This window comes from Armatimonadota bacterium, assembly GCA_018268395.1.
In the GTDB taxonomy this organism is placed as follows: Bacteria; Armatimonadota; Fimbriimonadia; order Fimbriimonadales; family Fimbriimonadaceae; genus JAEURO01.
In genome coordinates, this window is the sequence record JAFDWQ010000003.1 from 69,730 (window position 1) to 87,596 (window position 17,867).

Genomic DNA, 17,867 nt, shown 5'->3' on the forward strand with positions numbered 1-17,867 from the left:
CGGCCCTGGTGCCCCTGGCGCCAGGGCCGCCGTCGTCGTTTTTGCTGCGGACCGGGATTTCCGGGCCCCCGATGCAATAGGATGTACGGGGACGAAAAGGAACTGACATGCGGCGTGCGTTCACTCTGATCGAGCTTCTGGTCGTCATCGCGATCATCGCGATCTTGGCCGCCATCCTCTTCCCCGTCTTCGTCCAAGCCAAGGAATCGGCGAAACAGACCCAGTGCATGATGCAGATGAAGCAGACCGGACTGGGGCTCATCATGTACGCGGGAGACCATGACGACACGTGGTGCCCGATGGCCAACGCGACGACGGTCGCACCTGGACGGCCGCAGCAACCTTGGATCGGATATGACACGAGGAACGCCGGCCTCATCGGCGGGTTCTACGGGGACATGACCTTACCGGCGCGGAACGCGCCCGTCGAAGGCAAGATCGACCCGTACCTGAAGAACAACAGCGTCAAGCGGTGTCCGAAAACGCCCGACGGATGGCAGCTCGCCGTCGCCTACAACCTGTGGCCGCGATGCAAGGTCCCATACCAGTGTGCGTATTCGAACTATTGGACCAGCAATCCCAAGGCCGAGTTCAACGAGTACGGGCCGGGCGCCGTCGATTACGAATCGCCCCGCGGATTCGTCGAGACCCGCGGAGTCAACGATTCCGAGATCCAAGAAAGCGCGAACACGATCGCGCTATGGGAGCACGGTGCTTGGGTCCCGGGGTGCAACTTCCTCTTCGGGCCGAACTGGTACGACAGCCCTCCCGACTCCGAGAACTTTTTGAACCATTTCCACTTCCTCCACAGGCAGGGGGCGGTGACGGTCTGGTGCGACGGGCACGTCAAGCGTATGTCCTATGGACAGTTGCGCCGTCCCATGTTTTCGGTCCGGAAGGACATTTATCAGTAGCGCACCCGGGATTCGGCCCTGGACGGCCTACAATGCTGGGATGAGGCGCGGACGCGGCTTTACGCTGATCGAGCTTTTGGTCGTGATCGCGATCATCGCGGTCCTTACAGCGGTCCTGTTCCCGGTCTTCGTCCAGGCCAAGGAATCCGCCAAGCAGACCCAGTGCATCCTGCAGATGCGGCAGATCGGCCTTGGTCTGGCCCTTTACCGGGACGCGAACGACGACGTTTGGCCCGCCACCGCGAACATGACACAGGCGCCCGGCTATCCGCCGCAAATGATGTGGATGGGCTACGACACGCGAAACGCCGGGTTGAACAGCGGGTTCTACGGCCGGATGGACCAGCCCGCCAAGTATCCGGCCGCACCCGGCATGATCGACCCCTACCTGAAAAACGAGGCGATCAAACGGTGCCCGAACACGCCGACGGGCTACCAGATGGTGATCGCCTACTCCTGGTTCAATCAGATGGAGATGCTGTCGCCGTACTACCAGACCAACCCTAAGGCGAAGGGGAACGAGTACGGCCCTGGTGGAAAGAACTGCAATTCCGTGCCCTACATGCATTGCGAAGGGGTCGGCGACTCTGAGGTCGAAGAACCGACCGCGACCCTCGTCGCCTGGGAACACGGTGCGTTCGTACCCGCCTGTAACTTCCTCCAGCGGCCCGGCTGGTTCGACGTCCCGCCGTGGACGACCAAGCGCCACTTCGAATGGCTGCACCACGAGGGCGGCGTCACGCTCTGGGCCGACAGCCGCGCAAAGAGGATCGTCTACGGCGCCTTGAGGCGGCCCTATTTCTCGGTCCGGAAGGACATCTATCGTTAGACCCGGCAATTCTGCCGAAAATGGAAACTGGCTTGACGTCGTTACGCCTCTTACTCGCCTTGACCTGCCTGCCCGATACCCATCCGGCCGGGCGGCTCGAGGTGTACGTCGACCGGATGCCCTCTCCCGAAGAGGTCGCCCAGAACGACACCGGCGCCCGGTTCGAACCGCCTTGGGGTTGTTACCTGGGGGCGTACATCGACTTGGACCGGAGCCTTCCAAGGACCGAGCGGGACGAAGTCGGCCGGGTCCACAGGTTCCCTGAGGACTTCGAGGCCCTGGCGGGCAAGCGTCATGCCAGCTACTTTTTCTATATGGGGTACGGAGTGCCCCTCGCCAAAGCTTGGGTGGCCGAGCGCGGCGCAGAAGGGCGGATCGTCCACATCGCGCTCGAACCGAACAACGGGCTCGCATACGTCAAAAGCGACGACTATCTCCGAGAACTGGCCGACGACCTCAGGTCGACCGGAGCCAAGGTCTTCCTCCGCTTTGGGAGCGAGATGAACGGGACGTGGACGCCTTACAGCGAGGATCCGGACCTCTACAAGGAGAAGTTCCGGCTCGTCGCGGAGACGATGCACGACCGGGCGCCGAACGTCGCGATGGTGTGGGCTCCGTACTGTAGCCCCGTGACCAACATTCCAAGCTTCTATCCCGGTGACGACGTCGTCGATTGGGTCGGCGTCAACATGTACAACGTCACCTACTTCAACCAGGATCCATCGACCCCCGGGTGGCAGGTCCACCCTTGCGACATGCTCGACCCGGTGTACCGTATGTATTCGGACCGGAAACCGATCATGATCGGCGAATACGGCGCGACGCACTACTCCGCCCTGGAGGACGAGAAGAAGACCGAATATGCCGTGCGGTGCATCAAGTCGCTGTACCTCGCTTTACCAAGGAAGTATCCGAGGGTCAAGGCGATCAACTACTTCAACGGCAACAACCTCGACCTGAGCCACGCGAAGAACAACAACTACGCCGTCACACAAGATCCGGACGTCCTTGCGACCTATCGGGCCGTCGTCAAACAACCCTATTTCCTGGGGCACTCGGACGCTCCGGACGAAGAGCCCGCCCGCCCGCCGGTGACGCCGATGCCTGTCCGCGACGGAGAACCCCTCATGGGCCGTGTCCGGCTGTCCGCTTGGGCCAAAGTGAACGACGAAAAGCCGTCGGCCCGCTTCTTGGTCAACGGCAAACCCTTGACAGGCGGGGGTGCCGACGGTCATTGGCAACGGGTGTTGGACACTTCGGCCTTTCCCAAAGGTCCGGCCGTCCTGACGGTCGAAGCCTATGGGGGCGGGCGAATGGTCTCGCGGAAGTCCGTGCGCGTGGTGTTCGGAAGCGTCGCTCGGTAAGTCGACCCGTCGGCCGGACTCCCGACCCTGGCCGTGCCACAATCCTTGTCCATGAGCAAGGATCTCGGGATCACTCCCCGGGCGGAGAACTACGCGGATTGGTACAACGACCTGGTCAAGCGGGCCGACCTGGCGGAGAACTCCGTCGTGCGCGGCTGCATGGTCATCAAACCGCACGGTTATGCCATCTGGGAACTCATGCGGGACGCCTTGGACGGCATGTTCAAAGCGACGGGCCACGTCAACGCGTGCTTCCCGCTCCTGATCCCGAAGTCGTTTTTCGAGAAAGAGGCCGAGCACGTCGAGGGATTCGCTAAAGAGTGCGCCATCGTCACTCACACGCGGTTGACCGGCAACCCGGACGGCAAGGGGCTCGTTCCCGATCCCGCTGCCGAGCTCGAAGAACCTTATGTGATCCGGCCGACAAGCGAGACCATCATCTGGTACTCCTATAAGAACTGGATCCAGTCCTGGCGGGACTTGCCCATCCTCATCAACCAGTGGGCGAACGTCATGCGTTGGGAGCTGCGCCCCCGACTGTTCCTTCGGACGTCCGAGTTCTTCTGGCAAGAGGGCCACACGGCACACGCCACCTACGACGAGGCGGAGGAAGAGTCGCTCAAAATCCTTGACGTCTATCGGCGGATGGCCGAAGAGTGGATGTGCGTCCCGGTCGTGCCCGGTCTCAAGAGCGACGGCGAGAAGTTCGCGGGCGCCGATCACACCTACACGATCGAGGCGATGACCCAAGACCTGCGAGCGATCCAAGCTGGGACGTCGCACCATCTGGGACAGAACTTCGGCAAGGCCTTCGACGTAAAGTACCAAAGCAAAGAGGGCCGGGAGGAGTACGTCTGGGGAACGTCGTGGGGCGTATCGACGCGTCTGATCGGTACGATGCTGATGGCCCATAGCGACGACCGGGGGCTCGTTTGCCCGCCCCGCTTGGCCCCTGTCCAGGTCGTGATCGTCCCGATCGGAAAGGCAGACGACCGTGACCGGGTCTATGAGGCCTGCGACCGGCTCGCGGGCGAGCTGAGGTCTTCGACGTGGCACGGGTCCGCTCTTCGTGTCACCGTGGACAAAACCGATAAGTCACCGGGCTTCAAGTTCAATGAATGGGAGCTCAAGGGGGCGTGCGTCCGGATCGAACTCGGGCCGCGCGACCTGGACGCGGGCGTCTGCGTGGTCGCCTCCCGTCTCGATGGCGAAAAGTCGACGATGGGACTCTCGGAAGCGACGAGCGCAGTGGCGTCGATCTTGGACTCGCTCCAAACCGGACTGTTCGAACGCGCCAAAGCCTTGCGTGAGGCGAACACGAAGCGCGTCGACACGTGGGAGGCCTTCAAATCCTCCTTCGACGGCGAAGGTGGCGGAGGCTTCGTCCTCGCCCATTGGGACGGCACGAGGGAAACGGAACAGCGGATCAACGACGAGACGAAGGCCACGATCCGGTGCATTCCGATGTCGCCGCTCGATCCGGCCGACGGCGAACCCGGTGTTTGCGTCCTGACGGGCCGCCCGAGCCAACGTCGCGTCGTCTGGGCGAAAGCTTACTGACCCTGGGCCTACTTTCGGAGGAAGACGTAAACGAACCCGTGGTAGTCCACGGGAGGCTGGTACTTCTGGTCGTTGCCGAAGACTTCGATGAGGGCGTTGTTGGTCGGTTCGAACTGCGGGTCTTCGGACAGGATCGCTGCCGACCTTTCTGCGAGTTGCGACTCCTGGTCTGCGGTCAAGGTCTGGCCCTCTCGAAGTCCGAGGTCTTTCAGCGCCCGTGACTTGGCCTTTGACTGCAGCCCGTCAAGGATCTTCGAGAGCCGGGCGATTTCGGCCGTGAACTTCTGATGCTCGGCCGCTTCGGCCTCAGTCAACTTCGGGGGAGTGCCCCTCAGCATCGTAAAGTCGCCGACGACGAGGTCGGACTTCCCGTCGCCGTTCCAGTCTCCGACGAACGGTTTAGGCCTCATGGAAGGTCGTTTGCCTGCCGTCGCATCGAAGATGTCGAGCCGCTTTTGATCGTCTTCGACGCCTGGGGGAACGATGGGAGGCACGATAGCCCGGCCTTTTTCGAACGTCGGGACCGTGCCTTTGACGCCCTTATAGAACGTGACCGAACCGTCTTCCGAACCCAGAAGGAGGTCCGCGGTCTTATCCCCGTCCCAGTCCGCGACGGCAGGGCCTCCGTCCGGTGCCACGATTTCGCTGCCTGCCGCCGTCAGTTTGACGGGGGTCCCCAAGGCGAGCGCTCCCTTGTTCGGCGCGTAGTAGACGGCCCCCCCGAGCGAACCGAGAAAGAGGTCGGGACGCTTGTCCGAGTTCCAATCGAAGAGGGACACGGCGATCGCGCTGTCCGGGGCCAGCGGCTTTCCGTCCGGGCCAGACATCGTGACGCCGAGGTCGAACGTTCCGTCGTTCCGGCCGCGGAAAACCGTGACAGGCCCGTCATAACCTCCGGACACCACGTCCGGCCGACCGTCTTGATCCAGGTCCGCGAACTGCGGGCCGAATCCGATGCATCACCCATAGGAGACAGCACCGGTCGTGCCGCCTGCTTGGAACCACTGCGGCTTTCCGAACACGGGGGCGGCCGCCGTCCCGGTGTTCCGGTAGACCTTGAGCTTGCCGCCTTCGAACTGGCCCACGAGGAGGTCCGGCTTCCCGTCGCGGTCAAGATCGGCCAAGCACGGTGCGGCGTGCCCGTGTTCGGTATCGATCGGAGTCCCGTCGGCCAGGACCCTGACCGGATCCGCGAGTCCGAACGACCGCCAGGGCGGCTCCGACAACGCCGCGGCCAGGAGCCAGATCATTCTTCCATTGTAGTCGAAGTGGATAAGTCGGTGGATAAGCGGTGCAGAGAAGCCGATGAAACCGCTTGCGCCCCGCCCGAATACGGTGTACAGTTCTCATGTCGGAAGAAGAAAGGCCGACAAGCCGATCCAGAGAGAGAAATCCGCTCAGACCGGTGGCCGCTCAGAAGACCGACACCGTGAAGCGGGAACGCCCGTCCGGCACGCATCAAGGATCCTGCGGGATCCGTGGGCCGAACAGCGGGCAGCGATCGCGACACGACGCTGGACGGAGGTTCGGCCGGTCGCCATAAGGCTTGCTAAGACTGGTCGAATCGGGCAGCGGGTTCAAGCCGACCCGATGGTCCTCGTCCGGCGGACGACGCCGAAGCCTTCGGGCGAAAGCGTTCGGGCACCGCCCTCGGCACCGCTTCGGCGGTTCGCCGGCTCAGGGTTCGGGACGCCCGGCGTGCGGTGGCGCCCTTCGGGGACGTGCCGCTACGCAGATTGCGGCCGGGATCTGCACTTGTGCAGGTTCCGGCCCATTCCGTTTTTGAGGCGGCAGACCCGGCCCGGACGGGAAGCGTCCGCACGGGTAGATTGCCAGACGTGCTGTGGGCGCAAGCCGGTCTCAGTTTCTTGGTCTGGTGCTTGTTCGGGGTCTGGGCTGCGAAGCGCGTGCTGGCCTCCGCCAGAACGCCTCATCCGGCCCTCGGCGTCCTCGCCTTGATCGGCGGAGCGTTGCTTCTGGTCTCTGGACTCGTCGGGATCGCGGCCGGCCGTGGGCTCGTCGACGGAGTCCTTGCGCCGTGGGCATGGGCCGCGGTCACGGTCTTGGGCGCCCTGTTCGTGTACGTCCAAGCTTGGGGCGCGCTCGCCGTCGCATCCCGTGCGTTCCGTCGGGAAACGGGAGTGGCCACCGAGCCGTCTGTGGCTAAGAAGGATCCTTCATGAGACGTCTGTTCGTACCGTTGCTTTTCGCCGTCTGTCTCGTCAGTCCGGCCTTACCGTCCGGCCCGCCGGAGCAGGACGTCGCTTCGCGCATCCTCGTCAAGCTACGCCAACTCGACCTGCTGAACCAGATCCTTCCCGTCCTCTTGACCAAAGAGCAACTCGGCAAGCTGCTCCCCGTGATCGAGAAGGCCCGCGAAGCGTCCAAAGCGACCGAACGAATCGAACTCGACGAGTTGAAGAAACTCGAACCGAAGGTCGACAGCGACCTGAAAGACGCCAAGGAAAAGGGCCTCGTGACGGCGAAAGAGAAGACGACCGAGTACCTGCGAGTCTTGGCCGCCTTGCGCAAAGTGAGGGAGATCATGGTCAACGAGCAATTGGAGACGGTCCTTAAAGCCGTCGAAGAGACCCTCGACGAAGGTCAGATCAAAGCCGCCACCAACTCGATCCAAAACGCCGGTGACAAAGAGAGCAAAGTGACCGACCGGGACAAACTCCGTCGCTGGGTGGGTGCCGTCCTCCTCGACCCGCTGGCCTACGACCTTCTGCTGGAACTGAAGAAGAAAGGCGGCTGATCGGCCAGAATCCAGACTATGAAGTCCTGGCTTCCGGCGTTGCTCCTCTCCGTCGCACTGGCGGGGTGCAACGGCCCTACCGATCAGCCCACCGTCAAGGTCGACGGGTCCGGGTCGGGCAAGCAGGCGTCTCAAGGGCCGGTCGGCGACGGCTCTGACCAGACGCCCGCACCGGACGGCTCGACCGACCGGAAGGCGACAGGCGACGGAAAGACGCCGTCGACATCGTCAAACCCGCCACAGGACAAGGAACCGACGACTCCGGCCCCGTCGCAGGGCCAGGGCCCGACGCCGGCCCAACTCGAAAAGTCCTCCTTGGTCTCTTGGTCGAAGACCGTCGCCGAAGCGACGGCCGAAGCTCGAAAGGACGGCGGTTACGTGCTCCTTGTCTTCGAAGCCCCCTGGCATACGGGCTCGAAAATCATGAAGAAAGAGGTCTTTTCGGATGCCGAAACGGCCAAGTTGCTGCAAGGTGCCCACCCGGTCTCCCTGGACGTCGACGATCCGGCCACCAAGGAGCTGCAAAAGGAACACCTCGTAACGGCGATTCCGGTCATGTTCTTCGTAAAACCGGGTCAAAAGCCGTTCGGAATGATCGACGGCTATTACGATCTGACCCTGTTCAAGAAGCAACTTCGTAAGGTCCTCAAGGACAAGTAAAGGCGTGGACGAGACCAAGGGCGAAGCGTGGTCAGCACGATACGGTCAGCAAGGGCCCGAAGCCGACGGGGTACCGGACGCGTTCTTCCGGCACCGGAGCGTCCGTCGGTATTCGGACCGTGCCGTTCCCGAATCGGTCGTCGTTTCCTTGATCGGCGCGGCCCAAAGCGCGTCCACGAGCAGTAACCTCCAGCTCTGGTCTGTCGTGTCCGTCCAAGAACCTGACCGTCGCGAAGCCGTCGCCCGTCTGTGCGACGACCAAGAACACGTCCGTCGTGCACCCTGGTTTTTCGCTTTCTTTGCCGACCACCACCGTCTACGGTCTGCCGCCGTCCGGGTCGGCGAGAGATGTTCGGCCCTGGACACGACCGAATTCCTCACGATGGCCGTCATCGATGCCGCTCTCGCGGCCGAGCGGATGGCCTGTGCGGCAGAGTCGATGGGCCTTGGTCTGTGCTACATCGGCGCCCTGCGGAACGACGCGGCTGCGGTCAAGGACTTGTTCGGACTTCCCGAAGGCGTCTTCGGCGTCTTCGGCATGACTTTAGGGTGGCCCGTCGAGGGGCTGCAGGCCAAAGTCAAGCCCCGATTGGCTCAGTCGGCGGTCTGGTTCCGGGAGACGTATTCCGCAGACATCGATGTCAGCGAATACGACGAACGGATGCGCGCGTTCTACGTCCTGGAAGGGATGAAAGGCGAGGTCACATGGTCGATGCGGTCGGGTCGGCGGGCCGATGACAGCAAACTGACGGGTCGGGACCGGCTCAAGGCCTTCCTGGACGGGCAAGGCATGGACCGCCGCTGAACGTCCAAGGGCGACCGGCTCTGACCGTACACGGGCAGAGCCCGAAGAAGCTACTTGTCGTCTTCGCCTTTCCGCGCCCTCTCGTGAGCGGACTGAAAGGCGCTCTTTTGTTCCTCGGTCCAACCCGCAGCTTCGGCCTGCGCCGACTCTTTCGAAGCCTGAGGCTCCGGGGCGTCGGCGGGCTCATTGGCGCACCCTGACATCGCGAGCGGAACGGTCAAGAGGGCCGTCAGGGAGATCGTCCGGATCAGTCTTGCCACCACGTGACCCCGATCGCCTCAGGATAAGCGAGGAACGTACTGCACTTCCAGTTCTTGCCTAGAGGAAAGCCGTCGCGCGGGAACGGGTTGACCGTTCCGTTCGGATCCGAACAGTATCCGTCGACGCGCTTTTGGAAGCTCTTCGGAGACCCGATCATGGACCCGCCCGCGTCTCCTCCGTGCCAGGCCACGACTCCGGCGTGACCGTCTGCGTACACCATCGTGACCTTGCCCGTAAAGTAAATGCTGTTGTTCCGTTTTGCGCCGGGAAAGTTATCGAAGTACCAGTCGATACCGCCGATCGTCTGTCTCGGCGTGTCATACGTGTTGCCGAACGCGAAGAGGTTGGCCGGGTCCGCCATCTGAGTGTTCGACTTGCCCGAGTTGTAACGGCGGCCGCCCCGGCCGCCGCAACCTTGGACGGCTCCGCCGTCCGTGCACTGCTCCTCGCTGACCATTCCCTCGGCGCACCGGATCTCCCAGCCCCAGTTGTAGCCGATGTCGTTCTTGTCGTAGTCGAGGTGGCCGTTGGCGTCGAGCTTGACGTCGTCCTTGTTCTGGCGGTACTGGGACCACATCTGCGTGTTCTTCGTGTACGGGTACAGCGAGCAAATGGGGTCGCCGCCACAGTTCGTCGCATCGCCGCCGTCGAAAACGGACGGGAAGCGGTCTTCGTTGTCCGAAATGTAGATCATGGAAGCCGTGCCGATCTGCTTCATGTTGCTGAGGGCGGAGGTCTTCTTTGCGGCCTCCTTGGCCTGGGCGAAGACCGGGAACAGGATCGCGGCAAGGATCGCTATGATGGCGATCACGACGAGAAGTTCGATGAGTGTGAATGCTTTACGGAACATGATTGCGCTCCGTCGGTCATGATCCGACGACGGTCTTAAGGTTCCGTTGTCGAGCTGTTGTCCCTGTGTCAAACCTCGTTAACGTTGCGTCCCGACCGTTCGGTCCGGCCCTGAACCGGGATCAGCCCGTCCCAGGCCGAGCGGCGTCGGTCAGGGTTTCTCACACGGACGGACGAAGAGCGCACCGTCCACGAGGTAGGCCACGGCGTTGTTCCAAGGCGAGACCCAGACCCGGTCGACGTCCGCCCCGACGAGCGTCCCGGCCTTCTCAGGATCGCTCTTCAAGACGAGCCAGACACTGTTCGCCGACTCGGTCTTAGGGTCGAACCTCAAGGGCATCGGTCGGTTCACGTCGGTCAACAGGGGCCACTCGGACACCGCGTCCTCCCATGGTCCTCGGAACCTCACAGGCCGGAGGACTCCGTTCGAAGGAACGACTTCGGCGACGTCAGACCCTGTCGGGGGCGGCGAAGGCTTGGCGAGCCACCGGGCCGTTTCCAAGGTCAGGTTCAACTTAACGGCTTGATACTTGGCGACCTGTTCGGCCTCTGCTTCTTGCTGGACGGCCGCGGCTGCCTTGTCCCTCGCCTTGGCTCGCTCATAGGACCGATCGAGCTTCGACTGGGACCGGGGTTCGAACTGAGAGTAAACGGCGGTGCCATAGATCGACCAGCTCGGCCCATGAAATCCGTTGGTGACCGCGGCGTCGATATCCGGCGCAGGCGTCAGGACGCTCGCCCCCGGACTGAGCACGAAGTGCCTGACCGGGCCTTGGGATCGAAGGCGAAAGATCGCGTGGAACAGCGAAGGCGAAGGATCGACGTTCATGTCGAGTCTCTCGTCGGGTTTGAAGACGCGCTTGAAGACCACACGGTCGGTCAAAGTCCTTGCGTCCAACAAATGCACGCTCAGTTCGCGGGGATCGACGTCTTCCTTCGGGCCGAGGGACTTGGAGACGATGAGGACGCAAGTCCGCTGGTTCTCGAACCACTGTCCCATCCATCGTGTCCCCGCCGGTAAGCGAAGGACCACGCGCCCTTCTTCGCCACCGACTTCGTAGACACCGATGGCCAGACCCTCCTTCTCCTTCCTCGAGTACAGAAGTGCAAGGCCGTGGGGGTGCCATAAGACGTTGTCGACTCGGACGTCGACCGGTGTCGGAGTCCCGAGCTGAGGGAGTTGGGCATGGGCGGCACCAACGGTCGCCGCGACGAAGAGGACTCCCCAAGACCGTGCGGACATGATCGTAGTGTAACCGGAGATTCTTCGAAAGGTTCCTGTGATCCGCACCTATACACTATGATGGAGCTTGTATGAGCTTTCTGAAGAAGCTGTTCGGCGGCGGTGACAAGGGGGATCAAGGCGGCATTGGCGACCTCATCAAACAGGCCAAAGACCTGCAGCAGCAGTTCTCGGGCCAGGTCCAGCAAGGGTCGCAGACCACCGACGTCAACCAGCTCATGGCGCAGGCCACGGCCAACATGGAGGCCCTGACCGGGCAGAAGGCCGAGCCCCGAGCTCAGTTCGTGAAGAAGACGACCTGCCACAACTGCGGCGGGGCCAAGACGCTTGCCCCGAAGACCGCGTACGTCTACTGCGACTTCTGCGGAAGTCTCACCGACTACGACTTCCAGAAAGCTTGCGAGAACCCGCAGTCGGCGATGCCGGGGCCTGCCTACGAAGCCCTCATCCATGAGACCAACGCCGACGCCCAACTCGCACGCCAGACGAAGGACAGGGACGCCTATCTGGCGATCCAAAAGAGGCTCTTCGACCGCTGGGTCGAGCTTTGTCCGAACGCGGTGTCCCCTCGTGCCAAACGCGACCAGGACTACCGGTCGCAACTCGTCGAATATATGGCCCAGACCGCGACCGTCAACGAGTTCGATGAGACCTATCAGGGCTTTGCCGCCAAGGTCGCCGAGCAGGTCCGTGGCATCAAGTGGGCGGGGACGTTCCCCAAGGTGACGGCCGAGAGCGCCACCTTCTGGCCCCTCTACCAGACCGTCAAAGACCAGCTCGAGCACAGCTACACCGTCCTCAAGAAGGAGGGCATCCTCGACCTCCACCCGGACCAGGCACCGGAAAGCCTCCAGCGCCGCATGACGTGGTCGATGTTCTGCCAAGGGTGGCTTCCGACGCTGTCACCGGAGGACTCGGAACGAATGATCGCCGACGCCGGGCTCAAAGGCGAGTATTCACGCCTCGAACCTGTCGAGACCGCTGTCCGGCACTGCGGCGGCTGCGGAGGCGAACTGCAGACGGTGTCCGGCGCCAAAGTGATGGTCTGCGAAGACTGCGGCACGAAGGTCGATGTCGGAAACCCCGAAGTCAACTGCAAGAACTGCGCAGGCCCGATCAGCTTCCCGGTGGGGCAGAACCGGCTCCAGTGCCCCTACTGCCGAGCCGAAGCCCAACGGATGAGCTGGTGACGGGCGCCACATTCCTCATTCGGCGACGGAGCACCACCTTTGGCACCTCGGTGCACGCCCGGAGCTTGTCCAGATGGGAAAGGCCCGACAGCCGCGCGATGACCGAGAGTGATCGGTCGTTGATCGGTCGTTGATCGGTCTTTGACCGGACTTTGATCGGTCTTGCGACCATGTGCCAAAGACGGTGGACAGGGGTGCCCTTCCACCGTCACACGGCCTCTCAGAGCTTACCGACGGCCCACATGTTCCGGAACCGGATCTTGTGGCCATGGTCTTGGAGCCGGATCGGACGCAGCCCAGGGCCTTCGGGGTGGCCCGCCGTCGTCTCGCGAGGCAGTGCGACGTCGCGGTGGACGAGGGTGCCGTTATGGACGACCGTCATGCGGCCCTCGGAGACCTTCTTGTCTCCTTCCCACCGAGGCGCTTTGAACCAGACGTCATAGGTCTGCCATTCGCCTGCCTTGAAGGCCATCGCGGTGTCCGGCGCCTTGATCGAGTAGATCGCGCCGCATTCGTCGATCAGGGGGCCGCGGGGGGCCGAGTTCAGGATCTGGACTTCGTAGCTTTGCATCATGTAGACCCCCGAGTTGCCGTTCGCCTGGCCGGCTTGGCCGTTCTCGTCGGTCATGAACTCCATGTGCAACCGTAGGTCGCCATATGCCTTCTTGGTGACGACGTCGCCTGATCCAGGTACGCCCTGCATCGCACCGTCCACCCACTGCCACGGATTGGCCTGGCCCAGGTTCCGCTCGGACTGCCAGTTCGCAAGGTCCTTGGAACCGCCGATCAGGATGTCCGCGCCCTTGGGAGGGTTCGAGCTTGGGATCCCCTTGTCTTTGATCCGCAGGTTCTTCCAACGCACTTCCAGTCCAGCCTTTTCGTGGTTATGGACCTGGAGCCCGATGAACCCCCAGCGGGTGAGGTCGTCCCGGTGGTCGACGGTGCTGACGCCGTTGACCCAGATCCTGAACCTGTCCCCCTCGGCCACGACGCGATAGTGGTTCCATTGCCCGTTCTTGAAGGCTTTGCGGCCCCGCTCGTTCTTCGAGAGGTCTTGGAGCCAGCCGCGCCGTCCCTCGTCGTAGAGACCGCCCGACCACGCACGGTCACTAGGATCCACCTCGACCTGGTAACCGTGGACCTGCCCCTTGTTGTAGCCCGGGACGCTCATGGAACGGATCTGCACGCCGGAGTTGAGGGTCGCGACGGTCTTGACGTCGAATTCGAGCTCGAAGTCGCCGTAGAACTTGTCCGTGCAAAGAAAGCTGTTGGGTTCGCCGACCACCGTCCGTCCGACGATTTCGCCTTTGTCCACACTGTAAGCGGCCTTCCCGCCGCGCCGCGTCCATCCCGTGAGCGACTTTCCGTCGAAGAGAGGCTTCCAGTCAGCGGCAGAAGGGACGAGGAGAAGGGCGGCGGTCAAAGCTGCGGTCATCGGTTCACCACGGTCGAGCGGTGCTAGGTGTACCACGATTCCAAGGGCTTGTCGCCACCGACGAGATTTTCGTGCCCCTGTCGTGACGACCCTGAGCTTGAAGCGGGACCGGACTGGGGTAAAAGGTGCCGTTTGAGAGGACTGAGGACATGAAGCGGATTCTCACACTTGTGCTGACGATGGCCCTTGTCGCGACGGCGGCCTATTGCGACGATAAAGAACAGGCCAAAGCCGCCTTCGAGATGTTCAAGAAGCTTGAAGGGACTTGGAAGGGCAAAGGCAAGGTCGGCGATATGGAGATGGACTCGACCGTGACCTACAAGACGACCGGAGCTGGAAGCGTGGTCATGGAGACCATGGAACCGGGCCAGCCGCACGAAATGGTGACGATGTACCACCTGAACAACGAGAGTTTCGAACTCGTGCACTATTGCGCCGGCCACAACCAGCCCCGTATGCGGATGAAGCCGGGCAAGGATCCCAAAGTGGTGTCCTTCGAGTTCGTCAGCGGGACGAACATGAAGCCGTCGGACATGCACATGCACACGGCGACCTATCGGTTTATCGACGACGACCACATCACGGGCGAATGGACGTCCTATCAGGACGGAAAGCCCGGCGCATCGATCACGTTCGACATGCACCGGGCCAAGTAAGCCGCTCTAGCGCTTCCGGCGTTTCAACAGTCCAAGGAGCGGGATCCCGAGCCCCAGCAGCAGCGACGGCTCGGGAACCACTTCCCAGTGGTATTTGACGCTGCCCACGAAGGCGACGCTGAGGTTCGAGACCGAAGCGTTCCATTGGAAGGCGCCCGTGTAGTCTCCTGGCCCGAACGGCGAGCCCGTGTCGGACAGCGAATCGAGCGCCGAATCCGTGAGCCGAGGCAAGATCGAGCCGCCAGGGCCGATCTCGTATCCCTCGAGGCGGCGCGTCGAAGCCGTCGTGGTCAGTGTCGTGCCTGTAACGGCGTCGAAGACGGACTGGGTCTCGTTAAAGTCACCGCCGATGACCGCTGAATCGTCTCCGGCCGTGCCGTTGAGGTCGGGGTCGGCGAACGAGAAGAGGCTGAAGCTCACGGCTTGTCCGAGAAGGTTGAAGACGCCGAAATTGACGGTCGCTTCTGCGGAGCCTCCACCGAGATCGGCCACCGTGTACTCGGTGACGACAAGGAGGGCGTCGTCGAACCCGCCCGCATCTTCGGTGTAGTGTAAGGCGGCGTGGTCGGTACCGACGTCGCTGAACGTCTGGTTGGACAGCCCGAACTCACGCGTGTCGAACTCGGTCCGGTACCACATCCATTGACTGAACGGGGAGACCGTGCCTCCGACGGAAAAGCTTCCTTGGCCTCCCGAACCGGTCAGTCGTTGGCCCTGAAGACCGCTCATCGACCAACGGACGTCTCCGCTGGTCAAGGTCATCGCGTCGACGGCGAGAACGGCCGGCGACAAGGCTACGGACAGTGCGACGGCGATGGCGCGGATGCGGTGTGAAAGTGTCATATGTGCCTCTCCAAACGCGAATGCAACCCGTTTATTTTACAGGTGTTTTTTGTCGCTCTGTACGGGCCTTCCCTTGTTTCGTCCGACCTTCGTCTAAGATTCTAGCCATCAGTTTGATCTGCCCGATGTGATACGCGTCGTGTACGGCCAACGACACGAGCATATGAAGGGCCTTGTCGTCGCTTTCCAAGTCGTGGCCCAGCGGCCAGTCCGCCACCATTTGGCGGGCACGCTTCAAGTTCGTCAAGAACGAAGACCGGACAGGTTCGAACTCTTCCGGTTCAGGGACGCGCCAGTCGTCTCGGAACTTAGGCCTCGGTTTGCCTTCGAGCCGTGCCAACCAGATTTGTTGCCAAAAGTCGGCATGGGCGAGGTTGGTCAAAACCGAGTAGGGCCAGCCAGGGACCGTTCGCGAAGCAGTCTCCGGGCTCATCCGCTGAAGCAAGTAGCCGATTTTTGGGATGTCTTCCCCTCCGATGATCTGGTCGAAGAGGTCTGCGACGGTCGCCGCGTCCATGTCCCATTCTAGTCAACACGGACGGAGCGGGAAGACTTCGACGCTGACTCCGGGAGAAAACTGAGCGGCCACGTTCGGCGGCCCGAGTCCCGGAAAGCCGGCCGCTGCCGTGAGCGTTTCGTTCCTAACGGTCGCTTCGGCGGTGCAGAACGGATACGGCGCATGATGGACGCGCCCGGTCCAAAAACGTCCGCGCACCATCGAATAGAGCAAGTAGCGCTCCAACAACCAGAATTCCAAGGTGTCCGGTTCCGCGGTCCGGAACACTTCGACGAACGACGCTTCGACCTCGGTAAGCCCGGAGGGCGGGCCGGGCCAGACTCGGACTGTCCGGTAGAGGCGGTACCCACCGCTCCGGTGGAGTTCCATCCGGGCGAAGTGGTACGGGAGCCTGTACCGGTTTCGGGCCACGACCACGGGCAATCGCTTTGAAGCTTCCAGGCTGAAGAACCAGACACCTGGTTCTCGGCCCTCCCGGCGCACGTACGTCCGAAGGTTGGTCTCGTGGAAATCGGCGAACACGGACCGGGGACGGAGCCAAAGGGGCGTCACTCCGGTCATGGTGAACGGCACCAGGCTGACGTACGCGCGGCCGTCGAAGAGGTCGGCCTCCAGGCCCTGGGGAAGCAGCCTTTGGACGACGTCCGGATCGACCGACCAATGGAGGAACGTCAGGTCGTGCCAGTTCTGCCGCATGACAGGCTGCAGGTCGGGCCTTTCGCGGAGCCGGAGCAGGTCTGCGGTCACGTCGCCGCCTCGGGCTGGGGAATCCGAGGGACGGCAAGGGCCGCACACACGCAGACCGCCATAGCGAGCAGGTAGGGCCCGGCGTGCCACGCGTCGAAGATCGCACCGCCGAGCAACGGGCCGACCATGAAACCGAACGAACGTGCGCTCTGCAGAAGCCCGAACATCTCTCCTTGGCGCTCTTCCGGAGTCAATTGACTGCAGAGCGCGTTCGCCGTGGGATTGGCGATGCTCGTTCCGATGCCGTAGACGGTCGAGGCTGCGAAAATCGCGGGCAACGACGGCGCGTAGGGGAACAGTGCGAGGCCGAGACCCATCAGGACATAGCAGACGCGAAGCACCGCCGTGGACGAAAACTTTTTGGCGACGATCCCGACGAGCAAGCCCTGGACGACGAGACCAAGGAGAGACTCGTAGCTGAACACGTCCCCGAACTCCTTTGTGCCGAGCCCGAGGGTCGCATGGATCAACCGACCGAACGTCCCTTCGAGGGTCGCAAGCGCGAACCAACCAATGACGATGACGACGAAGACCCGCGTCAAGCCAGGGACCGTCCGAAGGATGTCAAGGTTTCCTTTGGGCTTGCTTTCGCGGGGCGTGACAGGTAACGACGGCAAGACGATCAACGCCAAAAGCGCACCGGCGGCCGATGCTCCGCAAGCGACGGCTCCCAGGAGGGCGTTCCCGCCCGCATCGCTCAAACGTCCTCCAATCGCGGGCCCGGCGACCAGACCCGCCGAGATCGCCGCTCCGATGCGCCCCATCGCTGCCACCTTGGAGCCCGTCGCGGCCAGGTCGGCGATGTAGGCTTGGGCTACGGCGATGTTGGCCGCCCCTAGGCCCGCCAGGATCCGGCTCAAGAGGATGTGGGCCGGATTCGTGGCCAAGGCGTACACGCCCATCGACGCCGCAGAAACGGCCGTGCAGATCACGACCACGGGTTTGCGGCCGATCCGGTCGCTCAACCGCCCCCAACCCGACGAGACCAGGATCTGGACGATGAACATGCTGCTCAGGACGAGGCCGATGACGGCACCTTTCCAGTCCCATCCAGTCGCGGGGTCCCTCAGGGGCGGCAGGAGAGCGTCCAGACGCAGTTGCACGTCCGGGATCAACATACTGAAACCCAGCATGTCCAGAAAGGCGAGGACGAAGAGCGTCGCTTCGATCCTGACCCGATGCAGGTTCGAGGTGCTCAGGCTCCTCCTCCGTTGACCACGCCCCATTCTGATACGT

The 17,867-nt window shown here is 62.7% G+C and carries 19 protein-coding genes and 1 pseudogene; 10 read left to right on the plus strand and 10 right to left on the minus strand.

Going from position 1 to position 17,867, the window contains the following annotated elements:
- Positions 1–107 precede the first annotated feature (107 nt).
- From JST30_05790 to JST30_05805, 4 genes are read left to right on the plus strand one after another with little or no spacing between them, the layout of a single operon-like run.
- Positions 108–914 (plus strand): prepilin-type N-terminal cleavage/methylation domain-containing protein, encoded by an 807-nt coding sequence (locus JST30_05790; protein ID MBS1713832.1) that lies wholly within the window; start codon positions 108–110, stop codon positions 912–914.
- Positions 915–954: 40 nt separating this feature from the next.
- Positions 955–1,743 (plus strand): type II secretion system protein, encoded by a 789-nt coding sequence (locus JST30_05795; protein ID MBS1713833.1) that lies wholly within the window; start codon positions 955–957, stop codon positions 1,741–1,743.
- 20 nt (positions 1,744–1,763) lie between these two features.
- Positions 1,764–3,107: a copper amine oxidase gene (locus JST30_05800; protein MBS1713834.1), complete on the plus strand. Its 1,344-nt coding sequence runs from the start codon at positions 1,764–1,766 to the stop codon at positions 3,105–3,107.
- Positions 3,108–3,158: 51 nt separating this feature from the next.
- Complete coding sequence (locus JST30_05805; GenBank protein ID MBS1713835.1) at positions 3,159–4,667, plus strand: proline--tRNA ligase; 1,509 nt, start codon at positions 3,159–3,161, stop codon at positions 4,665–4,667.
- Positions 4,668–4,675: 8 nt separating this feature from the next.
- Here JST30_05805 and JST30_05810 read toward each other — a convergent pair whose 3' ends face one another.
- Positions 4,676–5,572 carry a VCBS repeat-containing protein gene (locus JST30_05810; protein MBS1713836.1) on the minus strand — a complete coding sequence of 299 codons (897 nt, stop codon included), beginning with the start codon at positions 5,570–5,572 and terminating at the stop codon, positions 4,676–4,678.
- Positions 5,573–5,626: 54 nt separating this feature from the next.
- Positions 5,627–5,917 (minus strand): FG-GAP repeat protein, encoded by a 291-nt coding sequence (locus tag JST30_05815; GenBank protein ID MBS1713837.1) that lies wholly within the window; start codon positions 5,915–5,917, stop codon positions 5,627–5,629.
- A 588-nt stretch (positions 5,918–6,505) separates the two neighbouring features.
- Here JST30_05815 and JST30_05820 point away from each other — a divergent pair.
- The 4 genes from JST30_05820 to JST30_05835 are packed head-to-tail and all read left to right on the plus strand — an operon-like array spanning position 6,506 to position 8,890.
- Entirely contained in the window at positions 6,506–6,850 is a 345-nt protein-coding gene (locus tag JST30_05820; GenBank protein ID MBS1713838.1) for a hypothetical protein, read from the plus strand.
- The gene (locus JST30_05825) at positions 6,847–7,425 is read left to right on the plus strand and encodes a hypothetical protein (GenBank protein MBS1713839.1); all 579 of its coding nucleotides are present in this window, start codon (positions 6,847–6,849) and stop codon (positions 7,423–7,425) included. The genes JST30_05820 and JST30_05825 overlap by 4 nt, the downstream gene beginning before the upstream one ends.
- An 18-nt stretch (positions 7,426–7,443) precedes the next feature.
- Positions 7,444–8,085, plus strand: coding sequence for a thioredoxin family protein (locus JST30_05830; protein MBS1713840.1), 642 nt, complete (start codon positions 7,444–7,446; stop codon positions 8,083–8,085).
- 4 nt (positions 8,086–8,089) lie between these two features.
- Positions 8,090–8,890 carry an NADPH-dependent oxidoreductase gene (locus JST30_05835; protein ID MBS1713841.1) on the plus strand — a complete coding sequence of 267 codons (801 nt, stop codon included), beginning with the start codon at positions 8,090–8,092 and terminating at the stop codon, positions 8,888–8,890.
- A 50-nt stretch (positions 8,891–8,940) separates the two neighbouring features.
- Here JST30_05835 and JST30_05840 read toward each other — a convergent pair whose 3' ends face one another.
- The 3 genes and pseudogenes from JST30_05840 to JST30_05850 form a co-directional block, all read right to left on the minus strand.
- The gene (locus tag JST30_05840; protein MBS1713842.1) at positions 8,941–9,150 is read right to left on the minus strand and encodes a hypothetical protein; all 210 of its coding nucleotides are present in this window, start codon (positions 9,148–9,150) and stop codon (positions 8,941–8,943) included.
- 704 nt (positions 9,151–9,854) lie between these two features.
- Positions 9,855–10,001, minus strand: a pseudogene (locus JST30_05845) (prepilin-type N-terminal cleavage/methylation domain-containing protein).
- A 150-nt stretch (positions 10,002–10,151) separates the two neighbouring features.
- A complete protein-coding gene (locus JST30_05850; protein ID MBS1713843.1) occupies positions 10,152–11,243 on the minus strand; it encodes a hypothetical protein in 1,092 nt (363 codons plus the stop codon).
- Between the two features lie 71 nt (positions 11,244–11,314).
- Between JST30_05850 and JST30_05855 the strand changes: the two genes are divergently transcribed.
- Positions 11,315–12,433, plus strand: a complete 1,119-nt coding sequence (locus JST30_05855; GenBank protein ID MBS1713844.1) for a hypothetical protein — start codon at positions 11,315–11,317, stop codon at positions 12,431–12,433.
- Between the two features lie 220 nt (positions 12,434–12,653).
- On the opposite strand, the gene JST30_05860 is transcribed toward JST30_05855, so the two are convergent.
- Positions 12,654–13,868: a DUF1080 domain-containing protein gene (locus tag JST30_05860; protein MBS1713845.1), complete on the minus strand. Its 1,215-nt coding sequence runs from the start codon at positions 13,866–13,868 to the stop codon at positions 12,654–12,656.
- Positions 13,869–14,017: 149 nt separating this feature from the next.
- Between JST30_05860 and JST30_05865 the strand changes: the two genes are divergently transcribed.
- Positions 14,018–14,524, plus strand: a complete 507-nt coding sequence (locus JST30_05865; GenBank protein MBS1713846.1) for a hypothetical protein — start codon at positions 14,018–14,020, stop codon at positions 14,522–14,524.
- A gap of 6 nt (positions 14,525–14,530) precedes the next feature.
- On the opposite strand, the gene JST30_05870 is transcribed toward JST30_05865, so the two are convergent.
- From JST30_05870 to JST30_05885, 4 genes are read right to left on the minus strand one after another with little or no spacing between them, the layout of a single operon-like run.
- Entirely contained in the window at positions 14,531–15,367 is an 837-nt protein-coding gene (locus JST30_05870; protein MBS1713847.1) for a hypothetical protein, read from the minus strand.
- Between the two features lie 31 nt (positions 15,368–15,398).
- Positions 15,399–15,884, minus strand: a complete 486-nt coding sequence (locus JST30_05875) for a DinB family protein (protein ID MBS1713848.1) — start codon at positions 15,882–15,884, stop codon at positions 15,399–15,401.
- A 12-nt stretch (positions 15,885–15,896) separates the two neighbouring features.
- Positions 15,897–16,580 carry a DUF2071 domain-containing protein gene (locus JST30_05880; protein MBS1713849.1) on the minus strand — a complete coding sequence of 228 codons (684 nt, stop codon included), beginning with the start codon at positions 16,578–16,580 and terminating at the stop codon, positions 15,897–15,899.
- 47 nt (positions 16,581–16,627) lie between these two features.
- Entirely contained in the window at positions 16,628–17,857 is a 1,230-nt protein-coding gene (locus tag JST30_05885; GenBank protein MBS1713850.1) for an MFS transporter, read from the minus strand.
- Positions 17,858–17,867: the final 10 nt, after the last annotated feature.